Origin of the sequence: Ruoffia sp. FAM 24228 (genome assembly GCF_045528575.1) — a bacterium.
GTDB classification, from domain to species: domain Bacteria; phylum Bacillota; class Bacilli; order Lactobacillales; family Aerococcaceae; genus Ruoffia; species Ruoffia halotolerans.
The window spans coordinates 29133-55275 of sequence record NZ_JBGQQZ010000010.1 but is presented as its reverse complement, the minus strand read 5'-3'; the positions used below and the strand labels follow the sequence as shown (position 1 = coordinate 55275).

At 36.9% G+C, this 26143-nt stretch carries 20 protein-coding genes and 1 rRNA gene; 3 read left to right on the top strand and 18 right to left on the bottom strand.

Annotated elements, in window-relative coordinates; translation table 11 throughout:
• Nucleotides 1-208 (bottom strand): 16S ribosomal RNA (locus tag ACEN33_RS03095); the annotation flags it as partial.
• Nucleotides 209-1175: 967 nt separating this feature from the next.
• On the opposite strand from ACEN33_RS03095, the gene gshAB reads away from it, so the two are divergent.
• Both gshAB and ACEN33_RS03085 read left to right on the top strand, forming a co-directional pair.
• Nucleotides 1176-3455: a bifunctional glutamate--cysteine ligase GshA/glutathione synthetase GshB gene (gshAB, locus tag ACEN33_RS03090; protein ID WP_407094039.1), complete on the top strand. Its 2280-nt coding sequence runs from the start codon at nt 1176-1178 to the stop codon at nt 3453-3455.
• 108 nt (nt 3456-3563) lie between these two features.
• Nucleotides 3564-4409 (top strand): hypothetical protein, encoded by an 846-nt coding sequence (locus ACEN33_RS03085; protein ID WP_407094544.1) that lies wholly within the window; start codon nt 3564-3566, stop codon nt 4407-4409.
• A 57-nt stretch (nt 4410-4466) separates the two neighbouring features.
• Here ACEN33_RS03085 and ACEN33_RS03080 read toward each other — a convergent pair whose 3' ends face one another.
• The 14 genes from ACEN33_RS03080 to ACEN33_RS03015 form a co-directional block, all read right to left on the bottom strand.
• Complete coding sequence (locus ACEN33_RS03080) at nt 4467-5474, bottom strand: lipoate--protein ligase (protein WP_407089350.1); 1008 nt, start codon at nt 5472-5474, stop codon at nt 4467-4469.
• Between the two features lie 18 nt (nt 5475-5492).
• A complete protein-coding gene (locus tag ACEN33_RS03075; protein WP_407094543.1) occupies nt 5493-6575 on the bottom strand; it encodes a M42 family metallopeptidase in 1083 nt (360 codons plus the stop codon).
• Between the two features lie 106 nt (nt 6576-6681).
• Nucleotides 6682-7665, bottom strand: a complete 984-nt coding sequence (locus ACEN33_RS03070) for an NAD(P)H-quinone oxidoreductase (protein ID WP_407094542.1) — start codon at nt 7663-7665, stop codon at nt 6682-6684.
• Nucleotides 7666-7804: 139 nt separating this feature from the next.
• On the bottom strand, nt 7805-9136 hold the full coding sequence (gene nox / locus ACEN33_RS03065) for a H2O-forming NADH oxidase (RefSeq protein WP_407094044.1): 1332 nt from the start codon (nt 9134-9136) through the stop codon (nt 7805-7807).
• Nucleotides 9137-9651: 515 nt separating this feature from the next.
• Nucleotides 9652-10911 carry an ABC transporter permease gene (locus ACEN33_RS03060; RefSeq protein WP_407094541.1) on the bottom strand — a complete coding sequence of 420 codons (1260 nt, stop codon included), beginning with the start codon at nt 10909-10911 and terminating at the stop codon, nt 9652-9654.
• Entirely contained in the window at nt 10911-11648 is a 738-nt protein-coding gene (locus tag ACEN33_RS03055) for an ABC transporter ATP-binding protein (protein ID WP_407094540.1), read from the bottom strand. The genes ACEN33_RS03060 and ACEN33_RS03055 overlap by 1 nt, the downstream gene beginning before the upstream one ends.
• A 77-nt stretch (nt 11649-11725) precedes the next feature.
• The gene (gene coaBC / locus ACEN33_RS03050) at nt 11726-12946 is read right to left on the bottom strand and encodes a bifunctional phosphopantothenoylcysteine decarboxylase/phosphopantothenate--cysteine ligase CoaBC (protein WP_407094539.1); all 1221 of its coding nucleotides are present in this window, start codon (nt 12944-12946) and stop codon (nt 11726-11728) included.
• A 146-nt stretch (nt 12947-13092) separates the two neighbouring features.
• Nucleotides 13093-14577 carry an LPXTG cell wall anchor domain-containing protein gene (locus ACEN33_RS03045; protein ID WP_407094538.1) on the bottom strand — a complete coding sequence of 495 codons (1485 nt, stop codon included), beginning with the start codon at nt 14575-14577 and terminating at the stop codon, nt 13093-13095.
• Nucleotides 14578-14973: 396 nt separating this feature from the next.
• Nucleotides 14974-16785 carry a hypothetical protein gene (locus ACEN33_RS03040; protein WP_407094537.1) on the bottom strand — a complete coding sequence of 604 codons (1812 nt, stop codon included), beginning with the start codon at nt 16783-16785 and terminating at the stop codon, nt 14974-14976.
• A gap of 159 nt (nt 16786-16944) precedes the next feature.
• Complete coding sequence (locus ACEN33_RS03035) at nt 16945-17574, bottom strand: PepSY domain-containing protein (protein ID WP_407094536.1); 630 nt, start codon at nt 17572-17574, stop codon at nt 16945-16947.
• A 204-nt stretch (nt 17575-17778) separates the two neighbouring features.
• Nucleotides 17779-18156 (bottom strand): hypothetical protein, encoded by a 378-nt coding sequence (locus ACEN33_RS03030; RefSeq protein WP_407094535.1) that lies wholly within the window; start codon nt 18154-18156, stop codon nt 17779-17781.
• A gap of 494 nt (nt 18157-18650) precedes the next feature.
• A complete protein-coding gene (locus tag ACEN33_RS03025; protein ID WP_407094534.1) occupies nt 18651-19904 on the bottom strand; it encodes a hypothetical protein in 1254 nt (417 codons plus the stop codon).
• Nucleotides 19905-20050: 146 nt separating this feature from the next.
• Complete coding sequence (locus ACEN33_RS03020) at nt 20051-21031, bottom strand: ABC transporter substrate-binding protein (RefSeq protein ID WP_407094532.1); 981 nt, start codon at nt 21029-21031, stop codon at nt 20051-20053.
• Nucleotides 21032-21866: 835 nt separating this feature from the next.
• A complete protein-coding gene (locus ACEN33_RS03015; protein ID WP_407094530.1) occupies nt 21867-22754 on the bottom strand; it encodes an MBL fold metallo-hydrolase in 888 nt (295 codons plus the stop codon).
• Nucleotides 22755-23012: 258 nt separating this feature from the next.
• Here ACEN33_RS03015 and ACEN33_RS03010 point away from each other — a divergent pair, with 258 nt between their 5' ends.
• On the top strand, nt 23013-23555 hold the full coding sequence (locus tag ACEN33_RS03010) for a QueT transporter family protein (RefSeq protein WP_407094529.1): 543 nt from the start codon (nt 23013-23015) through the stop codon (nt 23553-23555).
• 49 nt (nt 23556-23604) lie between these two features.
• On the opposite strand, the gene ACEN33_RS03005 is transcribed toward ACEN33_RS03010, so the two are convergent.
• From ACEN33_RS03005 to ACEN33_RS02995, 3 genes are all read right to left on the bottom strand, one after another.
• Complete coding sequence (locus tag ACEN33_RS03005; protein WP_407094528.1) at nt 23605-24159, bottom strand: TetR family transcriptional regulator; 555 nt, start codon at nt 24157-24159, stop codon at nt 23605-23607.
• 123 nt (nt 24160-24282) lie between these two features.
• Complete coding sequence (locus ACEN33_RS03000) at nt 24283-25113, bottom strand: aldo/keto reductase (RefSeq protein WP_407094527.1); 831 nt, start codon at nt 25111-25113, stop codon at nt 24283-24285.
• A 395-nt stretch (nt 25114-25508) separates the two neighbouring features.
• Nucleotides 25509-26141 (bottom strand): V-type ATP synthase subunit D, encoded by a 633-nt coding sequence (locus ACEN33_RS02995; RefSeq protein WP_407089335.1) that lies wholly within the window; start codon nt 26139-26141, stop codon nt 25509-25511.
• Nucleotides 26142-26143 lie beyond the last annotated feature (2 nt).

The window sequence follows — 26143 nt, the reverse complement described above, 5'->3', positions numbered from 1 at the left end:
CCCGATTGAACCAGGCGGTTCTGTCGTCTATGCGGTATTAGTCATCGTTTCCGATGGTTATCCCCCGCTGAAGGGTAGGTTTCCCACGTGTTACTCACCCGTGCGCCACTCACGTCAAGAGAACAAGTTCTCCCTCAGTGCGTTCGACTTGCATGTATTAGGCACGCCGCCAGCGTTCGTCCTGAGCCAGGATCAAACTCTCATAATTGATTGTTTGAGCTTTTGCTCATTACTATTCTAGCTTTGTTGACCTTTTTTAAACTGGTGGTCGTCCAGCGAAATTGTTTGGTTGTCTGTTCCGTAGAACAGATCCCCTTACACATTTGGTGTGTTTATCTTTGTTCAGTTTTCAATGAGCTTTCGTTGTCGTTTTGTTGAACAACAACTTTTATAGTCTATCACGTTCGCGTTGTGGTTGTCAACACTTTTTTAAAAGTATTTTCAACTTCGTTTCGAAGTGATGTCGTTTGTTTTAACAACTTTTATAGAATATCACGGTTGTGACTCGAAGTCAACAACTTCTTTGAAGTTTTTTAAATAATTTACAAAACTATTTAACACTTCGTTGTGATGCTGTCGCTGTTTGACAACTTACATATCTTATCATGCGGGCTATATTGTGTCAACAATATTTTTCACTTTTTTTATCAGTGTCGCCTCGTTTAATCGCTACCTAAAATGACAGCTTTTAAATATTAACATGTTTGCTATGTTAGCGTCAATCACTTTTTTCACTTTTATTATTTCTTTTTTTAAGTGACGTGATTTCAAATGTCAACTTTTATACTCTATCATGCTTCGCATAATCTGTAAAGCGTTTTTTGAAACAAATATATGATTCGTTCCAAAGGTTGTAAGCGCTACACATGTTGTAGTAGCAACTTATGTTATATTATCATCGACGAATCATTTCGTCAATGCTTTTTTCGCTTTTTTGTAAAGTTTATGTAAATTTTATGTAACCTTACAAAGTTATCGCCAAACATTGTTGCAACGTCTCGTGACGACAAGTGATAATATACCATGGGTTGCTGTATAGTGTCAACACTATTTTGTACTTTATTCATAATTCTTTATTTCTATTGTAGCTTTTAACTTTTGGAATCACTTTCTACTATATAAAGTCTAATATTATTGTATAATGTATTATACTCTTAATTCAAAGGAGGATTATAGTGAAGATACAAGAGAGTTACTTTAAACTTGATCAAGTTCCTGGCTTGTGGCGTAGTACTGTTGGACTTGAGCGAGAATCTTTACGTGTTAACCATGTTGGGAACATATCTAATCACCTTCATTCTTCTGAATGGGGAACTCGTAAACAACAACCTTATATACAAACTGACTTTGCAGAAAGTCAATTAGAATTAATTACACCCCCTACTGTGTCAATCAGTAAACTACAAGATTGGTTAAGCTCCTTCCATCAGATCGTCGCAACGACGAATGAAAAGAACGGAGATTTATTATGGCCGTTTAGTACACCGGTCATTATCCCAGAGAATTCTGAGGATATTAAGATTGCTCAGTTAGAGAAGATTGAAGAGTATAATTACCGGGCATTTCTAGCCGAACTATACGGTAAGCATGTCCAATTAATTTCTGGAATTCATTATAACTTCCAGATTAATCCTGATATCGAACATGATTCATTTGAAGCTCAGTCTGATTATGACGATGAATTACAATTCAATAATATGATTTATATGCATTTAGCTAGAAATTATTTCCGCTATCGTTGGTTACTAACATATCTCATAGGTGCATCACCTTATGTTGCTCCTAACTATGCGACAAACTTATATGGTAAACCTCATGCAGAAAGAATGCGTTCAATTAGACAAAGTCGTTATGGTTATCAGAATAAAGAATCTGTTGTGATGAACTATGATTCTTTAGAAGACTTTGTTACTTCTATAGAAGATGCCATTGATTCTGGTGCTCTTTCTTTAGAGAAGGAATTGTACCGTGATGTGCGTCTCCGTGGAGGAGCGAATGCCCGAGAACTTTTAGATAAAGGGATTAGTTACCTTGAATTTCGTAACATTGATTTGAATCCTTATCACCCTCATGGGATTGATGATGAAACAATCGCATTAGTTCGTCTTTTTTTAATTACACTTTTATTTATCCCAGATGTAAAATACGACACTGAGATCGTAAAAGGAACTAAGATGAATTATGCAACTTCAGAAGCGGACGCTTTAGATGCTCCAATGGACATAGATGAAGCTAAATGGTTAGTCACTGCTATGCGCGAAGTTGCCGATCAATTATCTAACACAGATAATGTCTCTTCTATAGTAGATAAAGTTGAAGCTTCACTTGAAGATCCTTCATTAACTTTAGCTGGACGCATTGTTGAAGAAGCAACTGACTATGATAGTTTCCTTGAGATGGGCTTACGCCTTGCCAAAGAACATCAAGAAGTTTACTTAGATAAACCCTACTTACTACATGGCTTTGAAAATCTCGAGTTATCAACACAAGATGTGCTTAAAGAAGCAATTAAAGCGGGTATTAAAGTAAGAATCATTGACAGTGAGGAAAATGTGATCGAATTATCGTTCCAAGGGCAAACAGAATACGTCAAAAGTGCAAATATGACTCGCCTTGATTCTTTAATCAGTTATTTCTTAATGGAAAATAAAGTCGCAACAAAAGTTTTACTCGATGAAGCGGGTCTTAAAGTTCCATCCGGAACGTCATTCAGTCATATTGAAGAAGCAAAAGCATACTACACTTCCCTACCCGATAAAGCCATTGTTGTTAAACCTAAGAATACAAACTATGGTTTAGGTATTACTATCTTTAGAAGCAATCCAAGTGAAGATGATTATATTGATGCTTTGAACTTTGCCTATAAGGAAGATCATACAGTTTTAGTTGAGGAGTATATAGAAGGAACTGAATTACGCTTTTATATTCAAGATAATCAAACTATGGCAATTGTTGAACGTCGCCCAGCTCATATCATTGGAGACGGAATGTCTACCATTGGCGAGTTAATTGATGAAGTGAACAAAAACCCACTACGTGGACGTGATCATAAAGCACCTTTAACAATCATTGAAAAAGGTGAAATCGAGACCCTTCAATTAAAAAACTATGGATATACTTTTGATTCTGTACCAGAAGATGGTAAGACAGTATATTTACGTGAGAACAGTAATGTGTCGACCGGTGGAGTTTCAATTGACCGTACCGATGATACGCATGAAGGTTATAAGAAGATTGCTGAAAAAGCTTCTCAATTACTTGAAGCAAGCTTCTGTGGTGTAGATATCATTATTGAAGACTACACTAAAGAACCTACTCAGGATAATTACGGTATTATCGAAGCAAACTTTAATCCGATGATTGCGATTCACCGCTTCCCAGGCGAAGGAACACCTCGTCTTTTAGGAAAAGCAATGTTAAATCAATTATTCCCTGACGTTTATAATAGAGGGTAATATTACAGTCGCACGTTTACATAAATTTTACAATTCCTTTATTAGAGCGTATGCTTCACTGACGTATAATAGCGTTAGTGAAGTATTTTTTATAAAGGAGCAGATTGGATGATGAAGTATTTGAAATATGTCGTAATCGTATCACTAAGTCTCACTGGCTTAAGTGGAGCTACACCTGTTTTTGCAGAGGACGTTAAGTCTTTAGCAGAAGAAGAGAATAGCGTTTTCGTTGATGCTATGCTTAACGAAGAAGTTTATTCAGTAGAAAAATTACATGAAACCTTTGGAGAGCCTAGCTCAGAAGAAGAACTTGATGATTCTACTTCGCGTCAATTTTTCATTTTAGAAAGAGAAGATGAAGCGACAAGTTTAGAAGTGATCGCGGATATCTCAACTGAAGATGCCGAAGAAGTGATTAATCTGACATTTAACATCGATTTCGAAGATGTCGTATATGAAGATGCGGATGCTTTTTCCGATACATACTCTGAATTAGTTGATCATGCTTTAGTGTTGCACAATGAAGGACCCGTGATTGAAAGAGATCAAGTGGTTGAAACGTTGGGTGATCCAACTACAATTACCTTAGCTGGTTCTTATGAATTATTAGTTTATTCAGTTGGTGATAGTGATTCAAGTACTGATTACATCGTTGTGTTACTAGACGATAAAGTCTACGCTTTAAATGAACATTCGAATGTCGATGATAATCTCGAGAAAGACTTTGGCATTACCCCGTCTCAATTGAATCAACTTTCATACACGAGTGGAGTGACTTTTAACGAAATGGTTGATCAAATTGGACAACCAGATAGTATCTATCATGACTTCCCTAAATCTGTTATAACTTATGTTTGGTATTCAGATACCGATGAAGATTTCTCAGAAATCAGCTACATCACTGACTTCCGTGATATTATGGTTGGTATTGGACATCAATTACAAGATGAATAATTAAAAACAGCCCCGCTGATTTGTTTTAATACAAATCAGCGGGGCTTTCTTTAAGTTTTATGCGAAGATTAAGTTGACAATCTCTTCTAAAGTCGTATTTCCAAAATATTTATTCACATCAACATCGGCTAAAGCTTCTGTCACTGCTTGGCGTTCATATCTTACGCCATTTAATTTCTCTTCAACATCTTTGATATTACCTAAACCAAAGAAGTCTCCATAAATACGTGCATCTTTAATGACACCTTGACTCACGTTAAAGCGAATATCAACAAAACCGAATGGGAATTTATGACTTTGTTCAAAATCAAAGTCCGGTGATTTACCATAATTCCATTCCCAATTACCCATACGTTCTTCACGCAGTTTATACACGCCTTCCCAAATCTCATCGGTTAATTTAAATTCTGGGACATCTTCACGTTTATCCACTCCGAAGATTTCTAAAAGAATTAAATCTCTAAACTCTTCTGTAGATAAATCGCGGTATTTTTCATCAACGTAAGGTTTGATATTTGTGACACGTGAGCGTACAGACTTGATTCCTTTTGATTCAATTTTAGCTTTTCTTGGTTTTAATACATTATTAGTCTCGTCTAAGTCTGAATCAAATAAAATAGTTCCATGAGCAGTCATTCGACCGTCTTTAGCGTACATAGCATTTCCAGAGAATTTCTTCCCATCAATAAGTAGGTCATTACGCCCTTCTAAAGCTGCTTCCGTTGCTCCCATCTTATGTAGAGCTTCGATGATGGGTTCCGTCACACTCTTGAAGTCGCGGAAAGTTCCATCATCATCTTTAATAAAGCAGAAACAAAAGTTTCCCAGATCGTGATACACGGACCCGCCACCAGACATACGACGAACAACTTGCACATTATGTTCGTCAACATACGATTGGTTAATTTCTTCCGTCGTATTTTGATTACGTCCAACGATAATTGAAGGTTCATTAATATAGAATAGCAGAATCGGTTCGTCAACTAGACGATTTTCTACTAAATAAGTTTCTAGTGCAATATTTAAACTGGCATCATAATTATTACCATTATCCACAAAAATCATAGTTGTTATCCTCTTTCTTTAAACATTTTCTTTAATTGTCGCAATAGTTTCTGTATTTAACTCATCTAAAATTGCTGTCACTAGACGAACTGTATTCTTGAAGTCATCTTCATGAATGACTGAAGTAGTTGAATGTAAATAACGAACTGGAACAGTAATCGCGATTGAAGGAATTCCTGCTTGAGCTGTATGAATTGATCCAGCGTCTGTTCCTCCACCTGGAATAAATGTATATTGGAATGGAATGTCATGTTTGTCAGCAATGTTTACTACAAAGTCACGTAAACCTTTGTGAGAAATCATCGACGCGTCAAAGACAATAACTTGTGGCCCTTTTCCTAATTCACTATCCGCTTCTGCTTTAGTCATGCCTGGCGTATCACCTGCAGTACCTGTATCTAAGGCGATCGCGATATCTGGTTGAACTAAGTTCGCAGCTACTTTAGCACCGCGCAAGCCAACTTCCTCTTGAACATTCGCCCCAGAATAAAGTACTGTTTGATGGTTTTTTTCTTTGGCGTGTTTTAAGACTTCTACTGCTACCGCTACGCCAATTCGGTTGTCCCATGCTTTCCCTAGTAGGAATGGTGTGTCGTTTAGGCGACGAGTTTTAATTAACGGTGTAATCATGTCACCAGGACGGATGCCCATTTTTTCAATGTCTTCTTTTGATTGTCCTCCAACATCGATAAAGATATCTTTCATATCAATTGGTTTTTTACGCGCTTCTGCTGTCAATACGTGAGGTGGTTTTGATCCAGTAACCCCTTCGATTTCTTTACCTTCTCTCGTTGTAATAACAACTTCTTGTGCGAGTACAACTTGACTCCACCAGCCTCCAATCGTAACGAATTTGATGAATCCTTTATCAGTGATTTCACTGACCATGAAACCAACTTCGTCCATGTGAGCTGCCATTAAGACTTTAGGTCCCTCTGCATCTCCGGTATGTTTACCGAAGATCCCTCCTAAACCATCTTGAACGAATTCGTCCACATAAGATTCTGTTTCTTTCTTGAAAAGTTCACGCACTTGCGTTTCATTTCCTGCAATTCCGTTAACTTCTGTTAAGTTTACTAATAATTCTTTATTCAATTCCATACATTCATTTCCTTTCTGATTTTCCTTCATACTGAATATTCTAACACGTTTTCATTATAAATAGTGGTTATAATACTTAATAATTTGACGTTTTCTATATAAGTCATTACTCACTGATTTTGACGATTATTTTCCCGATATTTACGTTGTTTTCCATCATTTGATGCGCTTTTGGTAGTTCTGAGAAATCTACTACTTCATGAATAATTGCTTGGATTTCCCCTGTTGCAAAATACGGCATAACGTTCTTCACGAACTCTTTCGTCAATTCTCCTTTATATGCATTACTTCTTGGCGTCAGGAGCGTTCCTTTTAGGTGAATTCGCTTTTGCATAATATCTAAAATATTAAATTGCTCTACTTCAGATCCGCCTAGTGTCCCAATCAATATCCATCTCGAATCAATTCTGGCACTTTTAAGATTTAAGTCGTAATACGATGCTCCAATAAAGTCTAAAATAACGTCAACACCTTCGTCATTTGTTTCTTCAAGCACCCGTTTAGCGATATCTTCTTCTTTATAATTAATCGGAAAGTCAGTTCCTAATTCTTTCATCTTATCTAATTTCTCTTTGCGACTGGATGTCGATAAGATTTTGGCATTGCTCAATTGCTTAGCCATTTGGATTGCGGCTGTTCCTACTCCACTAGCTCCAGCATGAATTAAAATACTTTCACCTTTTTTCAAATCACCTAACCAGTATATAGTTTGGTAAGCGGTTAAGAAAACTTCTGGTATCGCTGCGCCTTCTTCGTAAGTGAGATTCTCAGGTAAAATCATCGCGAACTCCGCAGGCATGACTGCGTATTCTTGATATGATCCTTGAATCACTAAGCCAGCTACACGTGTTCCCGGTTCTAAATCAGTTCGATTTGAGCGGTTTTCAATAATTTCCCCGGCAACTTCAATTCCTAAGACTGGATACGGCGCCTCTAATTGTTTGTTCTCACGCGTCAGAATCTCAGTTCGGTTAATACCGAAAGCCTTTACTTTAATTAACACTTCACCATTTGTGGGTAGTGGAGTTGGGCGTTCTTCTTGAATTAAATTATCTACGCCACCCGGTTCAGTTATTGACCATGCTTTCATGTTATTCCTCCTAAGTGATTGACTTTTCATGGATAAGTTGTACGTCCTCTCCCCTATGATATCAAAAGTACTAAGAAGAACAAAAATCTTAGCTCAAAATAAAAAACCGCTATAAAATAGCGGTTTGAGTTTGAATATATTATTTTGCTTTTAATGCAGCCATTGTGATGTAGTTGTAAGGTTGGTTGAAGTGAGGTAAGAAGAAAATATCTGTTAACTTCAACGTATCTATCGTTACTTTTTGTTGAATGGCTAATGAGAACATATGAATAGTTGCTGACATGTCATAATGTGAAGCAATTTGAGCTCCCACAATACGGCGAGTTCCTTTTTCAAAGACGATACGGATCTTAACTGTTTCATTATCGCTCATGTAAGGTGATTTTTGAACATCTTCATGCTCAACATAATCCACATCAATACCAAAACGTTGGCAAGCTTTTACTGAGTATCCCGTTGATACTAAGTTTAAACCAAAGATTGAAATACCGTTTGATCCTTGAACACCCACGTGTTCTAAGTCAGTTCCAGCAACGTTATGTCCTCCAACGATTCCTGAACGAACAGCGTTACTTGCTAATGCGATGTAAGCTGTATCTTGTAGTGCATTAGAGTAAACTGTCGCACAGTCACCAATTGCATAAACATCTGGATCACTTGTTTGTTGGTGACGGTCTACTAAGTAAGCTCCATTCGCAAATAATTCTAAATGGTCTTGACCTAAGTCATTGTTTGGACGGAAACCAATCGCGTTAACTACTAAATCAACATCATAGTGACCTTTATTTGTTTTAATTGCTTTAACACGACCTTCTTCACCTTCATAAGCTTCAGCTAATTCACCAAAGTGTAAGTCTAAGCCGTTGTCAGCTAAGTTTTTATCCATTAATTGAGCAAACTCTTCATCATAATAGTTTGATAATGATGTAGACATTGCATCGAATAATAATACTTGTTTACCGCGACGTTGAATTGCTTCTGCAATCTCAACACCAATATAACCAGCGCCGATTACAGCAACTTTTTCAATTTTATCACTGTTTAACTCTTCATCAACCGCTTGTCCTTCTTGGAATAATTTAAGGAAGTGGATTCCGTCTAAGTCTTTACCTGGCACATTTGGTTCAATTGGTTTAGAACCAGTTGCTAAGATTAATTTATCATATGATTCTTCTACGGCTTCGCCATCTTTTCTTATAGCATGAACAACTTTATTATCATAATCAACACGATCAACTGTTGTTTCCATTAAGATGCGTGCACCTTTATCTTCAAAATCTCCACTCTCTGTATAGAATAAATCATTACGATTTTCTACTTCGCGAGCAACCCATAAAGCAGTACCTGCTCCAACATAACTAATGTTATCATTTTTCTCAATTAATACTACTTCATGACCTTCGTACTCATCAAGTAAAACATTCGCTGCAGCAATCCCCGCATGGTTAGCACCAATAATTACAACTTTCATCAATTATTTCCCCCTAATATACCTTTTTAAATCCAATAAGTACATCATATCACAAAGTAATTTAAAATTTAAGTTAAAATTTTATGAGTAACTTTGTGAAAACAGCTAGATTATTGGCATAACAGAGTTTCCATCCTATTCAATATCCTTATAATAATTGCTTATAAGCTTGTGAAAATTGAATTTAAGTTATTAACCGCTGTTACAAAATCCTTTTATTCCAAAGTTATAATCTTTTAATCATTACTTGTAGGCAATTCCAGAAATTCGGGTTTGTAAAAATTTGCAAGTTAGGGAACACAATGAATAGTTTGTGAAATAGATTATTATGAAATGTTAAACTCAATAATATAACAGAGTTGGCATTGGCTGTGAATTTTGGAATTATGGGGATTTAGGTCCTTGAGAATTTCTCAAAGATGGTTTTTCGCAATTTGGTGCCCTGAAATTTTCTCAGGGACACAATTATCATTCCAATTCAAAAAAGCGCCCAACATAGTTGAGCGCTTCCCTATTTAATCTGTCTGTTTTTTGTACCACCATGGTACATATAAGAATATCATCAACATCGCCACTGCGATCCAAGCCATAATAATATAAGCTAACTGAAGTGTTAGTGGCTGAGTCAATACAGCAATCACTGCATACACAAGCAATTGAATAAAGGCAATGACCAAAGATGTTCCTTGAAATGCCTTAACAATAGACCCTTCTCGGTTTGGATAAATAATTTGAAAAGGTTGATTACTATATAATTTCATCAATGGAACTAGCTGGATAAACGTGAGTACATGACTCAAGATACCCATTCCTAATAACATCCAAACGTTACTTGTCATCATAATCAGTACTGAAATAAATAATGTTACGCGTAGCCAAACACCACTGTATGCATTATTTCTAAATATAGCTCTCAAGAATAAGAATGAATAGCGGTTATTATTCAAGTTCTTCATGAATGACAGTACCCCATCTAAATATGGACGGCGTTTAATCGATGGTCTCAAGTGAGGTACATCCGCAAAAATCGAAATCCACTTATATAAACTTGCCTCACGACGCGTCTCTTCTTCCACAATATGATCAAAAGCCACCCAGCGGTTACTTCTTTGAGTCATCGTCCAGGCGATATAAACAATCAAGAGTAAAAGTATCACCAAAGGTATGTATATATTAAATGTCACAGGTAAACTAAACGTTATGAATAACGCGACTGCAACTAATAAAGTGTGATGCCATCTGGATAGAGGTCGCCCAATAATCTGAGCGAAGCCTAAATTAAAAATATCTAAATACAGTAACGAAAAGCTGACTGCTTTGAAGGCAACCATATAAAGAATCAGCAACCAACTTTGGCTCAAACTCCAAACAGAAATCAAATCTAGAAACGGCATAATCATTGCTGTTCCGAGTGAAATAATAATCGCTGGTAAGACTAAAGATACTAAAGCACCTTTCAACCAATAACTATGCCACTCTTCTCCTCGAGCAAACAAATAACTTTTGTCAGGATCCTTCGTAAACCACATCGGCTGTCCAAATTGAAATATCGTTGCCAACCAAATGACAACACTCAGGATAATTACCCAACGAATAACACTTAAGTCTAAAGCTTGTAATTGAATCAGTAATTCACGGTAATACAATGCACCAAAAGCTAAGATCACTAGCATAATAATTGAAAAGTGATCATTCATGATTAGCCTTGCATACTTACCAATTTCCTTTAAATAATTTGAAAAGCGCTGTTGCCATAAGCTTTTGAAGTCACCCATTAAAGCGCCTCCTCTTGCTCAGTCATCGCGATATAAATATCGTCTAACGAAGCTTCCGGCATCATAAATTGCTCTCTCAACTGCGAGACATTACCTTGACCGATTAAAACTCCTGCTCTTAACATTAAGAAGTAATCGCACAACTCATCCGCAATACTCAACACATGCGTTGTGAATAAGATAGCTGTTCCATCAGCTGCACGCTCTTTTAATAAATTAGTAAAATCACGAATCGCAATGGGATCTAAGCCTAAGAATGGTTCGTCAATAATTAAAATTTTTGCATCTGTAATTAATGCACAGACTACCATCACCTTTTGCTTCATTCCTTTTGAAAAATGCGTTGGGAACCAGTTTAGGTTCTTGTCAAGTCTAAACATCTTCAATAAAGGTTCCGCACGCTGCATGGCGACATCAACAGGAATGTTATATCCAAGGGCCGTCATTTCAATATGCTCTCTTAAAGTCAATTCCTCATATAAAATCGGTGTTTCTGGAATGTAAGCAATATTTTGTGCATAATCTTTATGGTTATCAATAATTGATTGGCCGTTAATCTTCACTGACCCTTGTTGTGGTTCTATCAAACCAAGAATAGTCTTTAATAACGTTGATTTTCCGGCACCATTTAATCCGATTAAACCAACGATTTCTCCAAATTTAATTGAGAAATTAACATCTTTCAATACAGGTACTTGTCTGTACCCACTAAATAAATTATCTACTTGTAGTGTCATTATACTCTCCTTTATCGAAGTAAAGTTACTTAGTCATTATATCATATCCATCCGAACTTAAGATGAACTGACAGCGACTAATTAGTTGTATGGTTTGGGTCAAGAATAATGCGCCAAATTTTTAAAGAAACATTTAACTTAGAACGCACAGAAATTTCTTCATAAGTTCCATCTGCTCCAATAACTAACACTTCATTATGCGTCGAGTTAAAACCAATGCCTTTATTTGATACATCATTAGCAATAATCCAATTCGCATTTTTCTTTCTTAATTTACCTGAAGCATACTCAGATAAATTCTCAGTTTCGGCCGCAAAGCCAATTAAAACTTGGTTCTTCTTCTCTTTACCAAGTGTTGCAAGGATATCTGGGTTCTCAGCGAAATCAAGTTGGAATGAATTATCATTACCTGCTTCTTTCTTAATCTTTTGATCCGCACGGTTAAGGACACGATAATCGCTTACTGCTGCAGCCATCACCACATAATTTGTATCTAAAAAGTATTTATTCAACTCTTGTTGCATCTCAACTGCAGAGTCCACATAAACTGCTGTAATATTATGAGGCACCTTTAAATCACGTTTAGTTGAGATTAAAGTAACGTCCGCTCCATAAAAACTTGCCGCTCTTGCCATCGCAAACCCCATCTGACCAGATGAATCGTTTGAAATGTAGCGTACAGGGTCAATTCTTTCAACTGTTCCACCGGCAGTTACCACAACTTTTTGTCCTTCAAGCCATTGTGGAGAATTATGACACATATATTGGTACTCAACCATCTCAACAATGTCTTCTACAGACGGCATACGCCCTTTTCCACTATAACCTTCAGCTAAAAATCCTTCGTCAGGTTCCATAACGACATAACCAAAAGACTCTAAGCGACTAATATTCGCTTGAGTTGCTGGATTATCAAACATTTTAGTGTTCATTGCCGGAACGATCACACGTAAATTATTTACTGCCATTAATGTACTGGACACAGCGTCATCTGAAATACCATTAGCCATCTTTCCTATTATATTCGCTGTTGCTGGTGCAACTAAAGCAAGATCTAACCAATCAGCAATATTAATATGTTGAATCGATGCAGGATCATGTTCATCAAAAGTATCTGTTAATACTGAATGTTTAGTTAATGTTTGTAAAGTTAGTGGTGTAATAAATTTCTGAGCACTTTCACTCATAACCACCCGAACGTTAGCTCCTTTTTTAATTAATTGGCGCGCTAACTCACCCATCTTATAACTGGCAATTCCGCCGGTAATAAATAAACCTATATTTACTTGACTTAGCATTATCACTCACTCCTTGTCATTATATTAATTGTAAATGATATTGGACGGACTGACTAGTCATATATACTCTTTTTGCTTTATTCTATAAAAATGTGCACATAAAAAAGACCAAGCCGAAGCTTGGTCTTAAAGTCTAATTATTTAAATTAGTTTTCTTTTTTGAATGAAGGTGCTACTAAACCAACACCAGCTAATACTGCTAATGCAGCTGCTCCAAAGATTGCGTATGATGAAGACTCACCAGTTTCTGGTAATTCTGCTTGTCCAGAACCGCTGTTAGATCCACCATTGTTAGATCCGTTTCCGTTGTTGTTGTCTTCCCCTGGAGTTTCTTCGTCTGGAGTTTCTTCGCCGTCTGAAGATTCGTCACCTGTATTTTCAGATTCAGTTGGGTCAACTACATTAGATTTCTCGTCGTCTTTTGAAGGATCTAAAACTTCTTTATCTGTTACATCAGTAGTATCTTTGATGTTTTCTAAATCAGTTTCAGCATCTTCTTTTGCTTTTTCAAAAGTATCTTTTTCATCTTGTAATTGTTCACTAGTTTTTCCATACTCAGCTTCAAATTCTTCGATTTGTTTATCAGTGAATCGTCCACCTGTGATTCCGTTTTTGATTTGCTCAGCATCAGCGTGTGCGCGTAAGCTTAATAATACTTCACGGATTGCACTTTCGTTAGAAGAGTATGCAACTTTAGCTAAACGAGAAGCTTCTTTTGCAGCTTTGTATTCTTGAGCCGCTGTGTTTTCCGCTGTTTGTGCATTAGTTAATTCTGTTGTAGCATCTGATACAGCTGTTTCAGCATTAGTTAACACAGTTTTTGCGTCAGCATCACGCTTAATTGCTTGAGTTAATACACCGTTTAAGTCTTCAAAGTACTCACCATTGTGTTCATAATAGTTAGATACACGGTCACGAGCTGCATCAACTTTTTCATCAACATCAGTATCAATTGAATCTTTTACAGCTTCTAAGTCGTATTCAGCATTTACAGCTGCGGCAGTATCAGCAGCAGCTTTTGCTGCGTTATAAGCTTCAACAGCAGTGTCATAAGCAAGTTTACGCTCAGTGTAGTCTGCAGTTCCATCATCGACAGCTCCTGGATCAGCTGGAATTAATGCCATTAATCTATTTGCTTCAGCAGCAGTGTTAGTTGCTTCTGTTTCTAAAGCAGCTTTTTCGTTTGCAGCCGCAGTTTTACGGGTAGTGCGTTCACCTTCTAATTCTTCATTGTAGTGAGCAATGATTGCGTCAATATCAACTTTTTGAGCAGCTAATGTATCACGTAACTCAACTGCAGCGTTGTGTGCTGCATCTTTAGCAGCCGCTAAATCAGTTTTAGCTCCAGCTAATTTAGCTTCAGCTTCTTGACGAGTTTTTACAGCATCGCTATAAGCAGTCTTTTTCTCAGCTTCAGTAGCCTCTTTTGCTTTTAAGTCACTTGCTAAATCAGCACGGTTTCCTGAACGTGTATTGAACTCTTCAATTGCTTTAGCAATTTTTTCTAAGTTCCACTCAGTACTTTGAACGTAATCTGGTAACTCTTGTGCTTGTACGACTGGGGCTACTACTCCACCTAATGCTAATGCTGCAGATGAAACTGCAACTAATTTAATTAATGATTTTTTCATTTATAATTTCCTCCTAATAATTCGAGATCTACTTTATAAGTTTCTCCTAAGTGACATTACAACTGGCAAGTTTAACATGCCTAAGTGATAAACTTCCCATAATTCAATTCTTTAACTTAATAAAGAATTTCTTAAGTTCATCTTAAGAAAAGTATACCAAGATTTATTTTTATCGTCAATCGATTTTACAAGTTGATACATTTTTGTAACACTTCTGTTATTATTGACATTCAACAAATCTTCACGTTCTTAAATGGCTTGAGCAATTTACTAATTGTACCTCGACATTGTTAACACGTTTCGTGCAATAATCCTTATGCCTTAAATACATTATAACTCATCTTTTAAAAAATACAACAACTAATTAAGAATTTCTTAAGACTTTAAAAATTTATCTTAATTTTGCTCATAGTAATAAAGCTCAACCTGACCTGTGGCAGCATCTTCATACGCTTCAATATTCCTCATTTCTGGATCTGTCACGCTAGTCCAAACATATCTAATTTGTTGGTTTTCATTAAAATTATGTTCTATAATTAATGGATTACCTAAAGTTTCAATTAACTTAGATATAGATATATCTTCTTTCGCAAGTTCAAACAAACCTTCAGTATTAACCGGGAAATTGTCTAATAATAAAGGAGTTCTGACATCATATATTATAGAAACTACTTTGTTAGTTTCCGAATCTATTTGAATATCTAACATACTGACTCTCTCATTTTCAATTGAATAGTAACTGAAAAATGAAGATGTTGCGGTATCAAAGTAATCTGTTGGCTCTCCAAGCAAATTAATAATCTGTTCATAATTAATAGTTAATGTATCATTCTCAATTTTCCCTAGTAGGTCATTATACCCAGTATTTATTTTTTCATAGTCTAGTAGTTTATCTTCGTTATAAGTTACCGGAGCAAAACGTGTCAAGAAATCATCCTCAATGCTTTCTATCGATTCGTCCGTAACAGACTCTTCAGCCGATTCTTCACTTGCTTCTTCAACCTCTTGATTACCTAAATCTTCTATATATGAAGCAACTGTTTCTTGCAGCTGATTTACTAATGAAGTTTCTGCTTGTTCAACAGTAGTATGACTTAAAACAAATTGATTGTCTAAAGTAATAAATTCGTATACACCTTCAGTTTCACTTGGTGTCGCAATTGTAGTGTAAGTTACATCATTTGATGATAACTGATATAAAGCAGTGACAAATAAGTTTTGAGCATATAATCCCGCATTTTCTTGATCAACCAAGCCTTGAATTGTTTCTGCACTCACAGCTTCATTTGTTGTTTGCGCAGTACTTGCTTGTAGAAGTGCTGATCCAATTAAGTTTCCAGCTTCGTCACCAATTAAGATGATTTGCGCAGGTACAGTTCCTTCTTCTTCTTCCGTTTCTTCAGAATAATTGAAGACTAATACATTTTGTCCATCTTCAGTGGTTGTTTGTTCCGGAATAGCATTACCTTCAAAGTTTGTTAAGATTTCATCAAATGTGCTTCCCATTGCAGCTGGCTCAGAAGTAATATCCTTTAATTCAAAGTCATTGATTAATGTTTGGTAATCTTCCCAAGCTAATACAAAGTTAGGATCTTCAAGAGAGGCTGCTAATAATGATTCTAAGTTCTCAACATTTGAATTGATTCCAAATTGAGTAGCGATCGGTGTTTCCGATACTTCTGTATTCGTTGATACTGGTGTTCTAGGAACCGTTCTTGGTGGAACATATGAACTTGGTGGTCCTACTGGATAAGTAGGTTGTGTAACTGTACCTTCGTCCGTTGATTCATCAGATTCATCAGATTCGTCAGATTCGTCAGATTCTTCTGATCCTTCTGATTCTTTCGACTCTTCAGATTCTTGGCTACTTTCAGATTCTTGGCTACTTTCGGATTCTTGGCTACTTTCGGATTCTTGGCTACTTTCGGATTCTCCTGGATTCTCATTGTCCCCTGGGTCAACCGAATTCCCTGGATTTTCTGTCTCACCAGAGTCTGAAGTATCCCCGTCATTTCCAGGTTCACTTGGTGCATCATTATCTCCAGTCTCACCGCCAGTATCGCCACCTGTCTCGTCCGAATTATCTGAAGGGGTCGTAATATTAGCATCCTCTCCACCTTCTTCAGCCATAACAATGGTTGCCATCGATCCAACAATTAAATTCGCACTTAGTAAACTTACAACAAGGGTCTTTAAAGATTTCTTCATCTATGTCACTCCTTCATATTATATGTAACAATTATATCATCATTTTTAAGTTAAGATAGACAAAGCAGAAGTTTAATATAAATATTTCTATATATTTATATTAAAAGTTGTACACAGCAAAAAAAGGAGGCTTTTTCAAGCCTCCTTAAATACTATTGTTTAGTCATCGAATTCAACGTTTAGGATATCTCCTGTTTCTGCATCGATTTCAATGTGTAATTTGTTATCATCATCGTCTTGATCTGGATTTTCTACACCATCAATTTCAATTTCCCAACGGACTCTTCCGTCATCGCTATCTAAGTCCCAATCAGTGATTGTTCCTTCGCCAGCCTCTTCTAAAGCAATTTCAGATGCTTCATCAATGGTGATTAAGTCTACTAAGACTAATGCTTCACCATCGTTATCATTATCGTCTTCATTATCTTCATCGCGGTCAGTAATTTCTACTGGGTCTACACTAAAGTCCACTTCGTATTCAATATTATCTTCAAATCCATGAATCGTAATTCGGTATTCTTCATTTCTTAATTCAACTTCTAACTCTTCTATTTCTGCATTAGGGTATTCTTCTTGGAATAGTACTACTGCATCATTAAGGGCTACTTGTAAGTCACTCTCTTCAGTTTGGGCTTCATCTGTACTTTCAGTACTTTCTTCTGAGCTAACTGATTCTTCAGAAGTAGATGCTTCTTGAGAATCATCTTGGGCAGACACGTGTGGCGCAACGGCAGTTAACATTAATCCGGCCATTCCTAACAATGCAAAACTTTTCAATGATTTCTTCATTATTGTATCACTCCTAATATTTTTTTGACTACAACTCTATTATATAACATTTCATTAGCAACTCAAATAAGACGCATATTATGTGCAAATTATATATTGCCATATATATGAAATTTTAAAAATATTTACGAATGTTTTTCTATCTACAGTTGCTATTTTATATAAAAAAAGCCACCGCTATGGCTTCGTTTCATAATTTCTGAATTAATTCTCTTCTTCTCCTACGATTTTAGCAATTTCTGCATCTGGCATGTCTTCAAATTTACCGAATAAGACAATTAAGAATGAAACTCCGAATGCCAGGATCATTACAATGATGCTGTTAATTAAGTTTTCAAATGATCCATCTGGGGAGATAAAGGCTGGAAGTGCAGCAATTTCTGGATTTACAAAGGAATAAGAATAGAATTCAACAATACCGGCATAAAATCTTCCGGCTAAACCGCCGATAATACTTGCGATCATTACGCGTTTATAAGGAATGGCGATACCATATAAAGCCGGTTGCGAAACTCCTAAAGCAGCTGTTACAACTGCTGTCACTGAGTATTGCTTGTAACTTGAATTATTTGATTTAATCATGACTGCTAATGCTGCACCAGCTAAAGCTAAGTTTGACTTGTCGTTGGGTGTAACATGAATAAGGCCACACAGACTGCGAATACTTGGTTTGTATTAAATACTTTTGCCGCAGGATAAGCGAGTAGGACAGGCAAGAAGTAGAGCACTGCACCCTGAGATAGTTTCTAGGATAATATATTCTGCGCGACCTTCTTGAATTAATCCGTATGTATGTAACAAGATTGTGAAGTCTTATAGAATACCAGCCGCACTTAAGGCTCCTAAGTTTGGTGCGAATATATTTTTTTAAGCATCTAGTACTTTATTCAAGATGGTCCCCTGTTTCTCGTCTTTCACGGTCGTCATAAATAATCCTCCATCAATGTTTTTATAGTGGCCACATTATATTGATTTCACTTTCAAAAATCTACCGTTTTTCTATAGTAAATGACTCTCGCTGTAAAAAAAACTCGTACTTGAATTGCCTCAAGTACGAGCTCTAAATTAAAATTCAATTATTTATCGTCCTCATATTGATCTGCGTTTACACCTTCTTCATCTGCTGGGGGATTATCGTCGTGTCGACGCATCTCATCTTCAAATTCACCCAATGGATGACCTTCTTCTTGGTCTGCATAGCCATTTGTGTCTTCTGGGCTTAGTGTATTAAAGTTTTGAGGGCTTTTATCTTCTGCTCCATACTGTTCAGGGTTTACGCCCTCTTCATCTGCTGGAGGATTATCGTCATGTCGACGCATCTCATCTTCAAATTCTCCCAGTCTCGGATCATTATTCGAACGGTTTGATACCGGACGTTTGCTGTCTCCTACTCCCATGAAATCACTGCGCCTCCCTTCAGACTCTCTTTCCAGTCTTGTTTCTTCACCTTTTAAATAATAATCTTCATCATGGTAGTCTGTGGATGAAGTCGGTGTAGCTGCTTCTTGATTTTTTTGGTAGTACTGTGAATAATCGGAAGAGTCACCTATATCTCCAGCAACGCCACCTTCTTTTCTATCCGCACGTAACTTTTCATCAGCTACTGGATCTTCTGTGTAAGTAACGTCATTTGACGATTTGTTTGCTACATCACGGTCAGTTTGCGGTTGCCTATTAAGATTTGTATAGTGGGCTTCTGCTTCTTCTGATTCTCGTGCAGTATCTCCTGCTACTTTATTACTTTCATCGTATTGAACATTTTCAGTGACAGTATATTGACGGTCGTCTGGGTCAACTTGTGAGTCTACTTGAGTGCTATCTTTTTGATGCTCTTTAGAGTAGTCAGTTTCTGCACCCATATCACCTGCGATAACTGTTGCATTTTCTGAATCAGTTGTTTCATCTGGTGTTGGATAGTCATTCCTTTGTGTGAATGTCTCTACTTGGTTGGGATCATTTTCTTCCATAACATTTACATTCGTATCCACTGAAAGTGCTTCGCCTTCATAAGTCTTCTCTACGACGACTAATATCTTGTCGTCATCAAGTTCATTTTGATAACCTTTTAAATCAACTGGGAAATTCTCATCCTCACCGTCGTCAGATCCAAAGAAATCAGCGATTCGATTCCAAAATGATCTATGGTCATCGTCATCATCATATTCTTCTAACTCAACGACACTCGCGGATTGATTTGCTTCTTCCACAACATCATCGTCTGCATAGAGTGAGATTGCACTCACAGGTATTCCGGCATCTGTTAAATTTTGAACTGCTTTATTCGCTTCTTCGATTCTGTCATAGACTGCATATACAAATTTTTCATCCATGGTAGTTCCCCCTTAAATAGTCTCTTACTTATTATAAATATTATACCGTGGTATCGTTTTCTATACAAACAATACGACAGCAAGTCATGAAAAGTCTTATCATTTCTTGCTGTCAGAATTGTTATTATTCATTTGTCATTGCGTTTTTATTCTTTCATTAAATCATAAATTTCTTGTGGGTCAATGCCAATAGCATTTGCGTAATCTTCATTAACAACGAGTTCTAAGTAGTTAGCTAACTCTACAGGTGTTGTTGCTGGGTCAAGGTCTTCATCGATAATTCTAACTAACATCTCGGCCGTTTGAACACCAAGTTCATAGTAATCTAGTCCGTAAGTTGCTAGACCGTTTTCTAAAATCATATCATTCGATCCACCGACCATTGGAATACCCGCTTCTTTTCCGATTTCTCCGACAAGTGCCATCGATGCAGCGATATAGTTATCTGTTACTAAGTAAATTCCGTCCACTTCTTCATTAACTAAGGCGTTCATTGCTTGGCTAATATCATTTGTTGATGAGATTGTCTTAATGACTGGTTCAATGTCTTGCTCTTCTAAGATTGGTACCGCGATATCGACTTGGTATTGGGCATTAATTTCACTCGAATTATAAATTAAACCAATTTTTTCTGCTTCTGGTACTAATGGGAGTAAAATTTGATTGATTTGTTGTTCAATGGGTCCAATATTTGTTGTTCCAGTTAAATTGCGTCCTGGTTCTTCTAAGGAATCCACCACGCCGGCTCCAATTGGATCCGCTACAGATGAGAATAAAATGACCTTATCTTGAGTTGTATTTGCTAAAGCTTGTGCAGATGGTGTCGCAATAGCGAATAAATAGTCACTTTCTGCTTCAATACTGCTTGCGAGTGATGGAAGTTGGCTAACTTCTGCTGCAGCGTTCACATAATTGACCGTCAAGTTTTCTCCTTCAACATAACCTAATTCTGCTAAGCCTTCAATGAAGCCTCGGTAGTTTTCATCCAATGATCCGTGGACATTGAATTGTAATATCCCGACGCTAATGGGTTCTCGGTCTTGTGCGCTGACTGTTGTTGATGAGCCGTATAGGATACTCATTAATGCTAAGCTGACAACTAATAATAGGTTAATAATTTTTTTCATGTTAATTTCTCCTTTTTGATTTGACTAAAAGCGACAAAAAAACCTAGCGAGAAATATAATCTCGCTAGGCAGGAAGAAATTAAATAGGTCCCTCAATGAAGAACGCATCTTATCTCACACTCGCAAAGATTATAATCTCTAGAATAATCTATGCGGGCTCCACACTTTTTTAGCACCTCATAGATACAAACAAACGCTTGTACGTGTTTGTATCCAATTAGGCAAGATACAAACACTATCTAAAGTTGCTAAAAAAGAAACGGTTATGTTGTGAAATAAGTTTTGAATTCATCTTTAGTCCTCCATTGATTTGTTAATTAGAATTATACAGCTTACATTAGAGTTTGTCAATCCATTTTAATCATTTTATCATTTTCATCATATTAAGTTACGCCTAATAGCGAGATACTGCTTTTTTAAGCATCTGGATCACCTTAACCTTTCTTTATAGTGTCGGTCAAAAACAATCCTTTTCACTCCCTTCAGCATGCCGTATTCAATAAGCAACACCAACCACGACCTCTTTCTAAGCCCTTGAGACACATAAAAAGCCCCTACGCACTACGTGCATAGAGACTCGTTTGGAATGTATGAATAAGTTTAGAAAGATCACAAATACTCTCAGTTCTAACTTTTCGCACTGAGGTTTTTCTTGTGTGTAATTGTGAAGTTAAATGAAGCGATAATGAATGAGTCACAAAATTCTTATGATTAGTCTTTATTAGTTTTAAAGTCATCATGAAAATCATACCCACTCTCATTGTTTGCTCATCTTTCCTTCATAAATCTATTGTATTACAACGACCTATGCTTGTAAAATAAAACACACCCTATTTTAAGTTAATTTCCCAATATTTTCCGGCCATTCAATGATTGGATTTTTCTCTCTTTCTAGGTAATCAATGACTGTTTTGCCATCTCGATCAAATTGCAGCATGCAATAATACGCATCATGATAGAAGATTAGTTTATAGCCATTCTCAAAGGCTTCGGGTAACCACTTTTGCTTTGCAGCGATAGTGTCCATAGGATAGTCATCGTAACTACTTACCCATGCTGGATTCATTGACGCTACAGTAAGGAGTAAATCTGACAGATGTAGTAGAACTTCGTCTTCTTGAGTCAATTTAACTATTGCTAAGCCATTTGAATGTCCACCTGTATGAAACATTTCTATACCTGGAATGATTTCAATCCTATCTTTGAACACTTTGACTTGTTCTTGAATGGGTTCCCAGTTTTCTTTGAGGTAGGTTCCTTTAGTACGAACGTTGGGATTTTGTACTTCTTTCCATTCGATCTCTGTCATATAAATCGTAGCATTTGGGAAGACTGATTCAAAACCCTCCTCAGTTGCGCGAGTTAAACCACTCGCATGGTCATTATGCATGTGTGTCATGAGGATGACGTCGATGTCTTTAGGTGTTAAATTTAGTTGAGACAAACTTTCAGTTAGTCTTGTTTCATTTTGAACACCGATATTACGCCAGTCTTTTTTATTGAACTTATTCGTTTCAAATCCAGCATCAATTAAGTAATTGGTGTTTTTAAATTGAATGAGGATAGGGTCTTCAACGGAATTCATTTGGTTATGATCATTGTTTGGATACTTTTTAGACCAGACGGCTTTAGGCACCGGTCCGAACATGTTCCCTGCATCATTCAGTGTTGAAGTTGATTCTAACCAAGTCAGCGTCATATCATGGAATTTTAATGTATTCATATATTCACCTTTCTATGTAACTGTTTTCATAATCATTGTAGCATAAGTTCTGTGGCCTCTCCTTAATTTTTACTTATAGTGGCTATTATTTACGTTAAACCTTTGTTGTCTTCAAAGGCTTTTTAATGTAAACTATATAACGCTGTTTAGATGATGACTGAATAGTACTATGGCACTTCAGCAGAATATGCTCCTGTCCTTTGGCCGTAGTTATTACTAGCATAGCAATGCTATGACTATAAAGGAGATTGATAAAAAATGGGAAATAATCATCATGTCGATAGTTACTCTAGTTTTGATACACAAGGTTTAGTTAAGGCTGGCTTAGTGACTGCATTATATGTTGTCATTACCATGTTCGTTGCTCCAGTGGCTTATGGACCCATTCAGTTTAGAATTTCAGAAGGTTTAAACTTTATGGGACTTTATAATAAACGCTACATCGCTTCAATTACTTTGGGGGTATTCATCGTGAATGCCATGCAATCTACGATTGTTGATGTGGTTGTTGGGAGTTTCCATACACTCGTTTCATTAATTTTAGCACGTTACTTAGGTAATTTAGCGGTGAAAGCTTTTGGTAAGAAAGTTAAAGACCCAATGATTATTCGTTACGGCGTGATGACTCTTGTCTTTACATTTACAATGTTCATTATCGCGGCTATGTTAATGTATATGGGCTTTTCGGACTTCTTCTGGGAAACTTATGCCTTCTTAGCTTTATCAGAGTTTATCGTGATGACCATCGGTGGATTAATTATGTATTTTTTAATTGCACCACGCATAGATTTTCATACATAATTTATAATAAAAAGCTCCCTGACATTTTACTGTCCTGGGAGCTTATTTTTTATTGCTTAATGAATACTTTTAAAAATGGAATCGCGTCTTTTACATATGTGGCAGGTTCTTCTGCATCTTGGTCATCAAACCATTCTTGTGATAGCGAGAATAATCCTGATGCGAATAAGGTTGCTATTTTGTGAATTTCTTCTTCATCGAGTGATTCAAAGTGTTTCTTCAATTGTTGTGAGTGAATGACTTTAAGTTGATCCACGACTAATTGGTTGATTGTCACAATGTATGAGCGTTGGCATTGTGTGGCCAAGCGCATGTGGAAGGAACATAACTTTTCAAAAAGAGAGACAATGTAGTCTTCATTTAATTGAACTTCACTATACTCTTCACGATTCAATTTCAGTTGGACATCTTCAAATAAAGCTTTCTCCATTAAATCATATTTGTCTAAGAAATGATTATAAAAAGTTGCTCGGTTTATTAAAGCTTCTTCAGTAATATCTTTGACTGAAATATTTTCGAAGGGTTTTCTTTCAGATAATTGTATAAATGACTCGATGATGGCTTTGCGTGTTCTAGCGACACGTGGATCTATTTTGATTCCCATATCTATCCCTCACTAACTAGTACTTTATAGTCATTTTATCATAAGTGTGATTAAAACAACACTAGGCGGGTATTCTCAAATAACAAAAGACGAGTCCTTGCGGATTCGTCTTTTGTGTTTAATTTAGAATTCTTGATACTCTGCTGGATTTTGATCTTTCTGACGGCCATCTTCATGAGACATAGAATTGATCTTAGCTACTTCACCTTCAGATAAATTGAAATCAAAGATATCAATGTTCTGACGCTGTCTTTGATAATTTCCTGATTTTGGAATGGGTAAAAATCCTCTTTGGATGTGCCAACGTAAGATGACTTGATATGCCGTTTTATTATGTGCTTGAGCGATATCTGTAATTAAATCATTCGACATCATGTCAGCCGCTCTTCCGATTGGGCTCCAAGCTTCTGTAATGATACCTTTAGATGCATCGTACTCACGTTGTGCTTCTTGATTAAAGTTTGGATGAGTTTCAACTTGGTTTACTGCTGGTAAAATACCAGTTTCTTTTTCTAAACGGTCAATGTGCTCTGGTAAGAAGTTTGATGTACCTATTGAGCGAATAAGGCCAAGTTTTTGTGCGTCAATTAATGCTTGCCAGGCTTCGACATATTTATCTTCTATTGGATTCGGCCAGTGGATTAAGTATAAGTCAATATAGTCTAGGCCAGTTCGAGCAATCGATTCTTGAATCGCAATCATTGCTTTATCATACTCATGGTAACGACCCGGTAATTTAGATGTTAATGTGATTTGATCACGGGACACCCCACTATTGCGAATGGCTTTACCTACGATTCCTTCATTTTCATAATTATACGCAGAGTCAATTAATCGGTAACCAGATTGAATCGCCGTTTCAATTTGACGCACTCCTAATTCGCCTCGTAAACCGTAAGTTCCTAAGCCAACTTTAGGAATCGCAAACCCATCATTTAAAATATAATTTTCCATCAATTACAATCACTCCTTTAACCATAATAGTATCACGAAAGCGCTGCTGTGACTAACTTTATGCGCTACTGGGAAGGGATGGTGTGTTTGCGGGACGTCGCGGGTGAGCACCACACTCTGTATTTTCAATTGCGGGACGTCGCGGGTGAGCACGACACTCCGCATTCGCATTTGCGGGACGTCGTGGGGGAGTACGACACTCCGTATTTTCAATTGCGGGACGTCGTAAGTGAGCACGACACTCCGTATTTTCAATTGCGGGACGTCGTGAGGGAGCACGACACTCCGCATTCGCATTTGCGGTACGTCGCGACACTCCACGACGCCCCGCGACCCATAAATCCCTCATAAAACAAGAAAAAACCCACCGATCTGGTGGGTTTCCTCTTTTATAACTAATCTTCTTGATCGAAATCTTTGATTTTCATCAGACGTGTAATTTCTGCCCGTTCGTTTTCGTCAAGTTTCATTTGAATAGTTTTGATTGTTTCTTCCAAGTCTGGAATTGTTCGTTCGTGTAAGGCATTTACTCGGCGTCGCGTTCTTTCGATTTCATTCGCCAATAATTGACTCGTCTTTTCAAGTTCAGCGAGTTTTAACATTTTAGGTAGAACATCACTGAATTCTTGTAAAGTTTCATCTAAGTCTGCGTTCGAGTTGATGTAACCATAGTTCAGTGACTGATCATCTTGGTCATCTGAACTGAAGTGCATTTTAGGCACCTTTACACTCATCATATTTTCCTTACGAACATCTACCGTTACATCGTATTGAGGGACTAAAGAAATCTGTTCTAAATATTCCTCATGCAGTAAAGCTTTTGCCAAGGAAAAGTTTTGCATTCCTTTTTTCAGGTGGCCCTCAACTTCTTGACGATAGGCATTGTTCTCACGAATTAATTCGATAAAACTACGCATTAACCCGTCTTGTTTGTCTTTTAAGACATCATGCCCGCGTGTTGCTAATGCTAAACGGTCTTTCAGACGAGCAAGTTCCATTCTTGTCGGATTAACGTTTAGTTGTGCCATCG

Excerpts from the sequence above, each read along its gene's own strand:
- ACEN33_RS03070 (WP_407094542.1), bottom strand. The coding sequence starts at position 7,665 with ATGAAAGCATGGTCAATAACTGAACCGGGTGGCGTAGATAATTTAATT.
- ACEN33_RS02995 (WP_407089335.1), bottom strand. The coding sequence starts at position 26,141 with ATGGCACAACTAAACGTTAATCCGACAAGAATGGAACTTGCTCGTCTG.
- ACEN33_RS03060 (WP_407094541.1), bottom strand. The coding sequence starts at position 10,911 with ATGGGTGACTTCAAAAGCTTATGGCAACAGCGCTTTTCAAATTATTTA.
- coaBC (WP_407094539.1), bottom strand. The coding sequence starts at position 12,946 with ATGCTAAGTCAAGTAAATATAGGTTTATTTATTACCGGCGGAATTGCC.
- ACEN33_RS03075 (WP_407094543.1), bottom strand. The coding sequence starts at position 6,575 with ATGGAATTGAATAAAGAATTATTAGTAAACTTAACAGAAGTTAACGGA.
- ACEN33_RS03010 (WP_407094529.1), top strand. The coding sequence starts at position 23,013 with ATGGGAAATAATCATCATGTCGATAGTTACTCTAGTTTTGATACACAA.
- ACEN33_RS03025 (WP_407094534.1), bottom strand. The coding sequence starts at position 19,904 with ATGGATGAAAAATTTGTATATGCAGTCTATGACAGAATCGAAGAAGCG.
- ACEN33_RS03080 (WP_407089350.1), bottom strand. The coding sequence starts at position 5,474 with ATGATTTTTGTGGATAATGGTAATAATTATGATGCCAGTTTAAATATT.
- ACEN33_RS03035 (WP_407094536.1), bottom strand. The coding sequence starts at position 17,574 with ATGAAGAAATCATTGAAAAGTTTTGCATTGTTAGGAATGGCCGGATTA.
- ACEN33_RS03045 (WP_407094538.1), bottom strand. The coding sequence starts at position 14,577 with ATGAAAAAATCATTAATTAAATTAGTTGCAGTTTCATCTGCAGCATTA.
- ACEN33_RS03015 (WP_407094530.1), bottom strand. The coding sequence starts at position 22,754 with ATGAATACATTAAAATTCCATGATATGACGCTGACTTGGTTAGAATCA.
- ACEN33_RS03000 (WP_407094527.1), bottom strand. The coding sequence starts at position 25,113 with ATGGAAAATTATATTTTAAATGATGGGTTTGCGATTCCTAAAGTTGGC.
- nox (WP_407094044.1), bottom strand. The coding sequence starts at position 9,136 with ATGAAAGTTGTAATTATTGGTGCTAACCATGCGGGGATTGCTGCAGCG.
- ACEN33_RS03055 (WP_407094540.1), bottom strand. The coding sequence starts at position 11,648 with ATGACACTACAAGTAGATAATTTATTTAGTGGGTACAGACAAGTACCT.
- ACEN33_RS03085 (WP_407094544.1), top strand. The coding sequence starts at position 3,564 with ATGATGAAGTATTTGAAATATGTCGTAATCGTATCACTAAGTCTCACT.
- ACEN33_RS03020 (WP_407094532.1), bottom strand. The coding sequence starts at position 21,031 with ATGAAAAAAATTATTAACCTATTATTAGTTGTCAGCTTAGCATTAATG.
- ACEN33_RS03030 (WP_407094535.1), bottom strand. The coding sequence starts at position 18,156 with ATGATTAAATCAAATAATTCAAGTTACAAGCAATACTCAGTGACAGCA.
- ACEN33_RS03005 (WP_407094528.1), bottom strand. The coding sequence starts at position 24,159 with ATGGGAATCAAAATAGATCCACGTGTCGCTAGAACACGCAAAGCCATC.
- ACEN33_RS03040 (WP_407094537.1), bottom strand. The coding sequence starts at position 16,785 with ATGAAGAAATCTTTAAAGACCCTTGTTGTAAGTTTACTAAGTGCGAAT.